The sequence below is a fragment of the Flavobacterium sp. SORGH_AS_0622 genome, assembly GCF_030818825.1.
Classification (GTDB): Bacteria; Bacteroidota; Bacteroidia; order Flavobacteriales; family Flavobacteriaceae; genus Flavobacterium.
In genome coordinates, this window is the sequence record NZ_JAUTAX010000001.1 from 1,692,010 (window position 1) to 1,703,772 (window position 11,763).

Below are 11,763 nucleotides of genomic sequence, written 5' to 3' on the forward strand. Positions count from 1 at the left end.
AAATTTCAAAAAAACGTATCTTGGCACGCTTTGAAACTAATATAATTATTTAATATAACAACTTATGTCTGAAGGAGAAAAGTTAATTCCTATTAACATAGAAGATGAAATGAAATCAGCTTACATCGATTATTCGATGTCAGTAATCGTATCGAGAGCACTTCCTGATGTTAGAGATGGCTTGAAACCAGTGCATCGAAGAGTTCTTTATGGAATGTATGATTTAGGTGTAACTTCAAGATCTGCCCATAAAAAATCTGCAAGAATCGTAGGGGAGGTTCTGGGTAAGTACCACCCGCATGGAGATACTTCTGTTTATGACGCAATGGTACGTATGGCTCAGGAGTGGAGTATGCGATATTTATTAGTTGATGGTCAGGGTAACTTTGGTTCTGTCGATGGAGATAGTCCTGCAGCAATGCGTTATACTGAGGCCAGAATGCGCAAAATTTCTGAAGAAATTATGGCAGATATCGAAAAAGAGACAGTTGATTTTCAATTAAACTTTGACGATACTATATATGAGCCAAAAGTAATGCCTACTAGAGTTCCTACTTTGTTAGTAAATGGAGCAACAGGTATTGCAGTTGGTATGGCAACCAACATGCCGCCACACAATTTAACTGAGGTTATCAATGGGACTTTAGCTTACCTTGATAATAATGATATTGAAGTAGACGAATTAATGTCTCATATTAAAGCTCCTGATTTTCCAACAGGTGGTATAATATATGGATACGAAGGTGTTCGCGAAGCTTTTAAAACGGGTAGAGGACGTATTGTAATGCGTGCAAAAGTTGGTTTTGAAGAAGTTGACGGAAGAGAATGTATCATTGTTACTGAGATTCCATACCAAGTTAACAAAGCCGAAATGATCAAACGTACGGCTGATTTAGTTAACGACAAAAAAATCGAAGGTATTGCAAACATCCGTGATGAGTCAGATAGAAATGGTATGCGTATCGTTTATATCTTAAAACGTGATGCTACGCCAAACGTAGTTTTAAATACCTTATATAAGTATACGCAATTACAATCTTCTTTTAGTGTAAATAATATTGCATTAGTAAAAGGACGTCCTCAATTGTTGAATCTAAAAGATATGATTCACTATTTTATTGAGCACCGTCATGATGTAGTAGTAAGAAGAACTCAATTTGAATTGCGTAAAGCAGAAGAAAGAGCGCATATTTTAGAAGGATTAATCATTGCTTCTGATAATATCGACGAGGTTATTGCGTTAATAAGAGGTTCTAAAAATACAGACGAAGCAAGAGAAAAATTAATCGAAAGATTTAAATTATCTGAAATTCAAGCTCGTGCGATTGTTGAGATGCGTTTACGTCAGTTAACAGGTCTGGAGCAGGATAAATTAAGAGCTGAGTTTGAGGAATTAATGAAGTTAATTGAGCATTTGAAAGCTTTACTAGCAGATGTTAACTTAAGAACCGATTTAATTAAAGAAGAACTTATCGAAATTCGTGACAAATATGGTGACGAAAGACGTTCTCAAATAGAATACTCTGGTGGAGATGTAAGTATCGAAGATTTAATTGCCGATGAAAATGTAGTAATTACAATTTCGCATGCAGGTTATATCAAACGTACGAATCTGACAGAATACAAAACTCAAAATAGAGGTGGAGTTGGTCAAAAAAGCGCAGGAACAAGAGATCAGGATTTCTTGGAGCACATGTTCGTGGCAACAAACCACCAATATATGATGTTCTTTACACAAAAAGGAAAATGTTTCTGGATGCGTGTTTATGAAATTCCAGAAGGAAGTAAAACAGCAAAAGGCCGTGCAATTCAGAATCTTGTAAATATTGAAAGCGATGATAAAGTAAAAGCTTTCATTTGTACACAAGACTTAAAAGATAAAGATTATATCAATACTCACAACCTTGTAATGGTTACCAAACAAGGTCAGGTGAAGAAAACTTCTTTAGAGAAATATTCTAAACCTCGTGTAAATGGTGTAGCTGCTATTACCATTAAAGAAGGTGATGAATTACTTGGAGCGCAATTAACAGATGGAGAAAGCCAAATTATCTTGGCAGTTAAATCTGGTAAATTAGTTCGTTTTGAAGAAACGAAAACGCGTCCGATGGGAAGAACAGCTTCTGGAGTTCGCGGAATTACTTTAAAAGATGAAACGGATGAAGTAATAGGCATGGTTACTGTTGGTAAAAATGATGTTAACGATTCGCAAATTTTAGTTGTAACTGAAAATGGATATGGTAAACGTACTAAATTAGTTGACGAAGATGGTGAAGATGTTTACAGAATTACTAACCGTGGAGGTAAAGGGGTTAAAACTCTTAATATCACAGAAAAAACAGGAAAACTAATCTCAATTAGCGCTGTAACTGATGCAGATGATTTAATGATTATTAATAAATCTGGATTAACAATCAGAATGGCAATTGAGGATTTACGTGTAATGGGACGTGCAACTCAAGGTGTTAGATTGATTAACTTGAAAGGAAAAGATTCTATCGCTGCTGTAACAAAAGTAATGAAAGATGATGTAGAAGAAGTTGTCGTTGATGAAGACGGTAACGTTATCGAATCTGGAATTGAAAGAGTTAAACCTGATTTAGAAGTTCTTGAAGATGAAGGACCTGTAGAAGATGATGACGATTCTGATGATGAAGTAATTGATGACGAAGGCGAAGATGCCGACGAAGAAGAGTCTGAAGAATAATTAAAATAGATTAAAAAAGAAAATTAAATACAAATAAATATCACTATGAAAAGTAAATATGTAATACTTGCTTCAGCGTTATTGATCTCTGTAGCTTCTTTTGCTCAAAAAGATCAAATTAAAAGTGCTGAAAAGGCTTTAAAAGGAGGAGATGCTCAAGGAGCTGTTACCATCTTAAACGATGCTGAAAATATGGTTGCTAATGCTAAAGATACAGAGCAGGCTCAATTCTATTTTGTAAAAGGAAATGCTTATTTGGAACTTGCTGATAAAAATATTGAAACAAGCAAAAATTTATCACTTTCTGCAGAGAGCTACAAAAAGTTAATTGAAATTGAAAAAACTTCTGGAAAACAGAAATATTCTACTCAGGCAGCGACTTCAATCAGCAGTATCAAAGCAAAATTAATTAATTCTGCTATTGCTGATACTCAGGCTAACAAAAATGTAGAAGGTGCAAAAAAATTATATGATGCTTATGCATTAGACAAAAACGATACAATTAACTTGTATTATGCAGCTTCAACTGCAGTAAATGCACAAGATTTTGACCTTGCTTTACCAATGTATGAAGAGTTGAAAAAACTGAATTACTCTGGAAAAGGTACAATGTATACAGCTGTAAACAAAGCATCTGGAAATGATGATAGTTTTGCAAATGCAAAAGAAAGAGATATGGCTGTAAAATTAGGAACTCACGAAAAACCAAAAACTGAAGCTATTCCTTCAAAAAGAGGTGAGATCTACAAAAATTTGGCTTTGATCTTAGTTCAAAAAGGACGTACAGAAGAAGCTAAGAAAGCTATCGCAGATGCTAGAAAAGCAAATCCAGATGATTCTTCATTAATTTTAACTGAAGCTAATTTGTATCTTGAAACTAAGGATTTTGAAATGTATAAAAAATTAGTTAACGAGGCTTTAGAAAAAGATCCAAAAAATGCTGATTTAGTATTCAACTTAGGTGTAATTAGTGCAGGTGCAAAAAACAATGCAGATGCTGAGAAATATTACTTAAAAGCAATAGAAATCAATCCTAATTATACAAACGCTTACTTAAATCTTGCAGCATTGAAATTAGAAGCTGAAAAACCAATCATTGATGAAATGAATAAATTGGGAACTTCTGCTAAAGACATGAAACGTTACGATGTTTTAAAAGCTCAAAGAGAAAGTGTTTTCAAAGGCGTGATTCCTTACCTTAAAAAAGCTAACGAGTTAGATCCTAAAAATGAAGACGTTTCTAAAACATTATTAGGAGTTTACAGTGCTCTTGAAATGACTGCTGAAGCTAAAGCATTAAAAGCTAAAATGTAATAAATAAACTCAGTAGAGTACATAAAAAAAACCATTCGCATGCGAATGGTTTTTTTTATAGCTATAATTTTTCTAGCTGATTAATTCTGCAGATAAAGTAATAGTGGTATTTAATAATTTAGAAATCGGACAGATTTCTTTTGCTTTTGCTGCTGTAGCCTGAAACTCTTCTGCAGAGATTGAAGGAACTTTTCCTTTTAAATCTAAATGAATTAAAGTTATAGAGCCATCTTCAAAAGTTACTGTAGCTTCTGTATTTAAATCATCTGCTGTAAAGCCAGCTTCGTTCAATAAAAAACTTAATTGCATCGTGAAGCATCCAGAATGCGCTGCAGCAACTAATTCTTCAGGATTTGTTCCAACTCCGTCAGCAAATCTAGTTTTAAAAGATAATTGTGCGTTATCTAATGTTGTACTTTGTGTGCTGATTTTCCCAGTTCCCTCCATACCGGTTCCTTTCCAGTTGGCATTTGCTTTTCTTGTAAATTTCATTTCTGTAGTTATTAAAATTAATATTGTAAAGGTTATTTTGTTGATTATCAATTAATGATGTGTCTATCAAATATAAACAATATTTTTCAGAATAGTTTTATGTATTTGTTATGGGAAGGTGAAAAGTTAAAAGTTAAAAGTAAAAAGTTAAAAGTTAAAAGTGAAAAGGTTCTAAGTTTTCAAGTTTCAAGTTCAGATTTCAAGTCTGGATGTTAGCCGCGTTTGTCAGGCTGCGCGAAGTCGAAGCCCGTGCTATTGAAAATATTAAAAATTTTACCGCAAAGAACGCTGAGATCTTTAATTAGGAAGTTTTTATAAAATACAGAGATCGCAAAGCTTTGTCCTTAATAGTAATTATCGACAATGTTGTCGTTTATCCGATAACAAAGTTTTAAATTTTGACAAAGATCTACATCACAATGCTGACACAAAGCTTTGCGAACTTAATGTTTTACAAAAACCAGTAGATACAAATGCTTAGCGAACTTTGCGGTAAAATTCGCTCCAACATAACCACAAAAAAAGGAGCAATGAAAATACCATTACTCCTTTATAAAATTAATATAAACTAAAGTCTATTCCTGACCTAAGTTTCTTAATTGTTTCAATTTATCTTTCCAGACTTCAAGGCTCTCTTTGTGAATCGCAATGTTTTTGCGGACTTCAAGAACAATTGAATTCTCTTTTTTAGCATTTTTAGTATTTGCAAAAAATTGGATGTTATTTTCTAATTGGAAAATTTCATTTTGAACTTCTTCAATTTTACGCATTAAGAATATCTTTTCGTTGTCTAGCTTACGTGTGTCGTTGCTGTCAGATAAAGAATCAATTCTATTAGAAAAGCGCATCATTTCGGTTTCTTTTTTACTCAAACTTAATTTTTCAAAAAGGGCATCTAAAATTTTATTGAATTTTCCTTCTATATGGCGTCTTGAAAACGGAACCTTTCCAAAACCTTTCCAAGTTTCAATATGTGCTTTTATAGCATCTAAATCTGTTTTGTGATCTCCAGTTAACTGGAAAGCTCTTAGGGTTTCTAAATATGCTTTTTTATTGTCAAAAGCAGCCACTTCTTCACCGTTTTCTTCAGATTTATGTTCTTTTAACTTATCAAAATAGTGGTTGCAGGCATCTTTAAATTCTTTCCAGATTTTATCTGAATATTTTTTAGGAACATGACCAATTTGTTTCCATTCTTCTTGAATCTGTTTCATTACAGGAGTTGTAGCTTGAAAATCGGTGCTTTCCTGTAATTCTTTAGCCTTAGCAACAAGCGCTAATTTTTTATTTAAATTGTCGTTTTGGTCTTTTTTAATATCTTTATAAAAAGAATTTTTAAAAGCATTGAAATTTCTAACGGCTGTTTTAAATGCAGCCCAAGTTTCTTCATTTACTTCTGACGGAACTTTTCCTGCTGCAAAAAACTCATTTCTTAAGTCTTCTACTTTTTGAATCTGTACCAGCCATTGGGAATGAGAATTTACTTTCTCAGTTCCCAAAACTTCAATTTTGGCAATGATCTCTTTTTTAGCTTCAAGATTTTGTTGTTCGTTAGCTCTTTGGCTTTCAAACAATACTTCTCTCTTGTCGTGTATTTTTTTAGTTAATTCACTGAATTTGTTCCAAATAGCATCGCGATGTTCTTTAGAAACTGGCCCAATTTCTTCTTTCCAAATTCGGTGTAAATCCTGTAGTTCGCGGAAAGCTTTATTAACATCAGCATTTTCTACTAATTCTTCAACTCGAGCGATTATTTTTTGTTTTAATTCTAAGTTGTGTTTAAAATCTAGATCTCGAGCTTCACGATCTAAGTGAAGGTAGTCGTAGAAATTTTCAACGTGGAAATGGTAGTTATTCCAAACGTGATTGTATTTGTCTTTTGGAATTGCACCGGCATTTTTCCATCTTTCTCTTAATTCATTAAAATGTTTAAGAGTATCTTTAATGTTTTCCTGCGGATTGATTAACTCTTTTAATTCTTCTACAATTGCCAGACGATTCTCTAAATTGCTTTTTAGATTAGTTTGTAAGTGTTTAAAGTGTACATTTCTTTTCTCTCTAAAAATATTATAATATTCATCAAATTTTGATTTTAGAGGTAAATGGTATTCAAATTCTTCACTTGGATCTGGATTAGAAGCATTAAATTCTTCTCTCTTTTCCTCTAGAAGATGGTGATATTGTAATAAAAAAGCTTTTTTAATTTCTTCAATATGATCTTTTACAGACATTACTTTATCTGTATTAACCAGTTTTTTAAGTTCATCAACAAGAGCATCCAAAGAAAAGGTGTTGTAATCCTGCATAGGAATATCGTGACGCTCTTTTAAAGTTTCGTCTTCACTTTCTGCTGCGTTTGAATTTGTAATTTCATCCAGCGCTTCTTGATGTGCGTTTTCATTAGTATCTAATGAATCTTCAGTTTCTGAAGTTGAATCTTCGACTAAAGTTTCAGGATTAGATATTTCAGCTGCATCATTTGTTGTAGAATCGTTTATTTCGATTCCTGATTTTCCGTCTGCTTCTTGCAGGTTGTCATTCTTTTCTTCTAACATCTTTAAAATGTGTAAGGTTTTTGTTTTTAACAGTGCGAAAGATAGTAAAGGTGTTTCTAAATACAAAATAAATCACTTGTTTATGCTGTATTTTACGATGAAATTCTTATTCTTTAGACTTATTCGCTATAATGTTGAATATATTTTTGTTGAATTATTGAAGTATCTATAAATTCTAAATTTATATTGTTTTTAGGTTTTTCTTTTATAAATACAAATATATAAAGTATCTGCTCTCTTTTTGATATTAAAAAAGGATTAATACTCCCATTTCAATACCAAAATTATAGGTTCGATTAACGCCAAATCCAGCACTTGGATGTATGTAAACTAAATTTGTCGGAGTGATCTTTCTGCCGAATTCAACAAAAGCATTATTTTGAAACCCTTCTAGAATAGCATTGTATCTAAAAGCAGCATCGGCAGCAACCCAGTTTTTTCCAAAAAAGTAAAGTAATACATTTTCAAAAAGTGTGACGCTGATATCATCTCGCTCATTTTGTCCAGCAAAACTACCTTGATATTCTAAAGTCGAAATCCAGAGAAATTTCTTTTGATTGAAATATTTTCCAAAAATAACAGCCGGCATAGCCACCCATTTTCCAGTTCCAAAATTCGGGTCTGCTGCGGTATTGGCATAAACTCTTGTACGCAGGGCTATTCCGTTATTATTTTTAAGATATGGAATATAACTGACGCCCATACCTACATCTCCAATGGCTGTCTTGTTTATTGAATTGGTATTTGCAGAAATTAGCGGAAGATCAAAACGCAAATTCCAGGCTTTGTTTCCAATTGGCAGTAAAACTCGAACTTGTGTGGTATTATATGATCCGTTATCAGTATCTAAATATTCGTCAAATAAAATAATTGTTTTGAGAAAATAATGATAACGAGGCTCAGAAAAAGGACTTTGTAAAGTATCGATTTCTTGAGCGGAAAGGAGATTGTTAAATAAAAAAAATAAAATGCTAAGTAATTGTATTTTATTCATAACCACCTGTTAATAAGTGGTTTAAAATTACAAAAAATACGTTAACATTTTATTTTTATCCTATGTTTTATTTGTTCCAGATTTTCCAGGCTTTCTCAGCTTGAAATATCAGCATGTCGTGGCCATTTTTTATAACAGCTCCTTGTTCTTTTGCTTTTTTCAAAAAAGTTGTTTCTGCCGGATTGTAAATCAGATCGTATGCAATATGTTTTTCTGTAAAGAATTCATAAGGCAGATTTGGACAAGCTTCAATATTTGGGCTTGTACCAACTGGAGTACAATTGATTATAATTTGAAAATTGTCAAATGTTGTGGCATTGATCAAATCGTAATCTATAATGTTTTCTTTGGCTTCTCTTGAAACGAAAGTATAGGGAATGTCAAGTTCGTCAAGAGCAAACGCCACACCTTTAGAAGCCCCGCCAGTTCCCAAAATCAAAGCTTTTTTGTGATGTGGTTCTAATAATGGTTTAAGCGATTTTTTAAAACCATAATAATCTGTATTGTATCCTTTTAGTTTACCGTTTTTGGTAAATTTTATAGTATTTACTGCACCAATTAACGATGCTTTTTTTGATAGTTTATCTAAGAAAGGAATAACTTGTTCTTTATATGGAATAGTGACATTTAAGCCCTTTAAATCTGGATTGTTTTTGATCAATTCAGTAAAGTAATTAATTTCAGAAATGTCAAAATTTTCGTAGCTGTTGCCAGCAAAAACTTCATTATTAAATTTTTCTGTAAAGTAACCTTTTGAAAAAGAGTAGCTGATGTTACGGCCCAATAATCCAAAACGTCTTCTTAATAAAATATCAACCATTATTATTTACGATGTTTTTCTATATAATTTTTTACTGTTTTCTTTGCCCATACTACTGGAAACAAGTCTTCAATTAAGATATAGTTGTCAAAATTTAGACGTAAACCATTGCTTAAATGAAATTTAGCTTTTGTATTATCCTGAATCATAAAGTATAATCCGGCTAAACGATATTCGATTTCATTTTCTTCAGGGAAATATTCTGAAGCTTGTAATAAAGTCTGAATAGCGCTTTCAAATTCTCCTAAAAACTGAAGAATATCAACCCAATACAACCAAGTGTCTAATGCGTAATCTCCAAACTCAACTGCTTTTCTAAAACCAAATTCGGCTTCTTCAAAGAAATTCATGTGTTTATTGATAGTCGCATATCTTTTCCAGTACAAACGATTTTGATTGTCAATTGCCAAAGCTTTATTGACAAAAAACAATGCTTTTTGGTAGTTTTTCTGGCGAAGATGAAAATCAGTAATCGCAATCCATCCTTTATCCAATAACGGATCTTCGTGAACCGTTTGGTTATAGTATTGAATCGCTTTCGCTAAATTTCCAAGTTTTTCATAACATTTACCAATTCGAAGCAGGGCATAAGATGTTGCATCGTCCAGTTCGATAGTTCTGTTATAACTCTCAATTGCATCATTGTATTTTTTCAGACGTTCGTAAGCTTTTGCTTTTTCCATGAAAGCGCCCAAAAACTCATCATCAATCAGCGTTGCATAATCAAATGCACGAATGGCATTTTCATACTCTTTAACGCCATAATGAAGACGGCCAAGCTGATGCCAGGCAATTTCGCTGTAAGGATTTTTGTTAATGTAATCATTTAAATAAGCAATAGCTTCTTGATTTTGATCTAAAAATTCAAAACAATATACCACGTTATAAAGAGCAGATTGGTCTTCTAAGTCTTCTTCAAGACATTTGATAAAACTCTCTTTTGCCATTTCAAGGTTATCCATAAAAAGATACTCCATTCCAATCAAATTATACACATCCGCATAGTCATCAGTGTACTGCAGTGCGATTTTTAACAGTTCAACCGCTTTTTCGTGCTGATCTCTTTTAGAACAGATATTGGCTTTTTGGATATAGATTTCCTCGTTGTTGGGTTCAATTGCATACAACTCATTCAAAAGCTTTTCAGCAATGTCGAGTTTATCATCATAAACCAGCATTTCTACTTGTACTAATTTTAAGCCTGTAGATTTAGGATGTTGGTCTAATGCAAGTTTCAAGGCCTTTTTTGCTAAATTAGCCTTGCCTATATCTAAATAATGAAGAATTATTTCTTCAAATTCTTCAGAATCAAAAAAGAGTACTTTGTTAGTTTTTAACATCGACTCAAATTTGGATAGGGATAGGTTATAATCTTCTTCTTCGTTGCTTAATTGCATACTTCGTATTTTTGAAATTAGCCTGTTATAAATTTAGGCAACCATATAATTGTTGTAAGGAAAGAGAATTAATTGTTTTGAACAATTTAATTAACAATATATAGCGTTTTTTATTTTATTTTGGGAAGAAATCTCCTTTTATATTAAGGGATTAACTTCGGTTTTATTCTTTTTTTAATTAATGCTGGAAAGTTTTTACTTTAATCTAATTGAATTAAATATAACTTAATGTTTCTTAAGTAGTTAAAAGAAGTGCGTTTTTTATTTGTTATTCTTTTTCATTACTTCATCCATAACTTCTAAAATAATTGCACAGCCTTCTTTAATTTCATCTTCTGAGATGGTCAAAGGAGGTGTAATTCTTATAGCACATCCTTCAAACAAAAGCCAGAATAATATAAGACCTTTGTCTTGACAGCTTAAAATGACTTCGTTGGTAATTTCTGCCGATTCTGTCATTGCAGCCAGCATTAATCCTTTTCCTCTAACTTCTGTTATCAAAGGATGTACCAAAAGCGATCTGAAGAGTTTTTCCTTCTCCAGTGTTTCTGCCATTAAATTTGTTTCAGTTAATTCCTGCAAAGTAGCCAAACAAGCTGACGCAATGACAGGGTGGCCTCCAAAAGTGGTTATATGCCCTAATTTTGGATTTTCGGTAAGAAGATCCATTCTTTCTGCAGAAGCAGTAAAAGCACCAACCGGCATTCCGCCGCCCATACCTTTACCCATGACAACAATATCAGGAACAACGTCATAATTCTGAAAACCAAATAGTTTACCAGTTCTCCCAAAACCTGGCTGGATTTCATCTACTATCATCAAAGCTCCAACCTCATCGCAGCGGTTTCGGACTTTTTGCAGAAAATTATTTTCCGGCTGAATAAATCCTGCGCCTCCCTGAATGGTTTCTAACAGAATTGCTGCAGTTCGGGTTGTTATTTTTTGTAAATCTTCTTCGTTATTAAAAGTGATAAAATCAACATCTGGAAGCAGAGGTCTGAAGGCCTGTTTGCGTTCTTCAAATCCCATAACACTCATAGAACCCATTGTGTTACCATGATAAGCATTATGACAAGAAATAAGCTGACTGCGTCCTGTGGTTCTTTTGGCCAATTTTAAAGCGCCTTCTATTGCTTCTGTACCCGAATTGACTAAATAGGTTTTATTTAAAGATTCTGGCAGGAGAGAGGCCATTAGTTTGCAATATTGAACTGCAGGGCTTTGCGAATATTCTCCATAAACCATTACATGCGAATATTTATCCAATTGATCTTTGATAGCTTGATTAACTCTCGGATGTTGATGTCCTAAAGTACAAGCCGAAACGCCGGCTACAAAATCTAAATATTTTTTATCGTTGGTGTCGTATATGTAAGATCCGATGGCGTGCGAAACTTCCATTCCTAATGGGTAAGGAGAAGTTTGTGCCTGGTATTTTATAAAATCTGGATTCATTTTTTTTAAGGTTCAAGGTTGCAAAGGTT

The 11,763-nt window shown here is 33.0% G+C and carries 8 protein-coding genes; 2 read left to right on the forward strand and 6 right to left on the reverse strand.

All coding sequences use genetic code 11. The features are described from left to right. The first annotated feature begins 64 nt into the window (after positions 1-64). Together gyrA and QE431_RS07315 are read left to right on the forward strand one after the other, a co-directional pair. Entirely contained in the window at positions 65-2,707 is a 2,643-nt protein-coding gene (gene gyrA / locus QE431_RS07310; RefSeq protein WP_057118575.1) for a DNA gyrase subunit A, read from the forward strand. A gap of 45 nt (positions 2,708-2,752) precedes the next feature. Beyond that, on the forward strand, positions 2,753-4,021 hold the full coding sequence (locus QE431_RS07315; RefSeq protein WP_057118574.1) for a tetratricopeptide repeat protein: 1,269 nt from the start codon (positions 2,753-2,755) through the stop codon (positions 4,019-4,021). Between the two features lie 72 nt (positions 4,022-4,093). Here QE431_RS07315 and QE431_RS07320 read toward each other — a convergent pair whose 3' ends face one another. The 6 genes from QE431_RS07320 to QE431_RS07345 all read right to left on the reverse strand — a co-directional run bounded on the left by QE431_RS07320 (position 4,094) and on the right by QE431_RS07345 (position 11,734). Next, on the reverse strand, positions 4,094-4,513 hold the full coding sequence (locus tag QE431_RS07320) for an OsmC family protein (protein WP_134141064.1): 420 nt from the start codon (positions 4,511-4,513) through the stop codon (positions 4,094-4,096). 575 nt (positions 4,514-5,088) lie between these two features. Then, positions 5,089-7,068, reverse strand: coding sequence for a DUF349 domain-containing protein (locus tag QE431_RS07325; protein ID WP_057118572.1), 1,980 nt, complete (start codon positions 7,066-7,068; stop codon positions 5,089-5,091). A 247-nt stretch (positions 7,069-7,315) separates the two neighbouring features. Then, positions 7,316-8,062 (reverse strand): hypothetical protein, encoded by a 747-nt coding sequence (locus QE431_RS07330; RefSeq protein WP_057118571.1) that lies wholly within the window; start codon positions 8,060-8,062, stop codon positions 7,316-7,318. A gap of 67 nt (positions 8,063-8,129) precedes the next feature. Continuing rightward, entirely contained in the window at positions 8,130-8,882 is a 753-nt protein-coding gene (locus QE431_RS07335) for a shikimate dehydrogenase (RefSeq protein WP_057118570.1), read from the reverse strand. Positions 8,883-8,884: 2 nt separating this feature from the next. Next, positions 8,885-10,279: a tetratricopeptide repeat protein gene (locus tag QE431_RS07340; RefSeq protein ID WP_057118569.1), complete on the reverse strand. Its 1,395-nt coding sequence runs from the start codon at positions 10,277-10,279 to the stop codon at positions 8,885-8,887. Positions 10,280-10,540: 261 nt separating this feature from the next. Beyond that, positions 10,541-11,734, reverse strand: coding sequence for an aspartate aminotransferase family protein (locus tag QE431_RS07345; protein ID WP_307294323.1), 1,194 nt, complete (start codon positions 11,732-11,734; stop codon positions 10,541-10,543). Between the last annotated feature and the right edge of the window lie 29 nt (positions 11,735-11,763).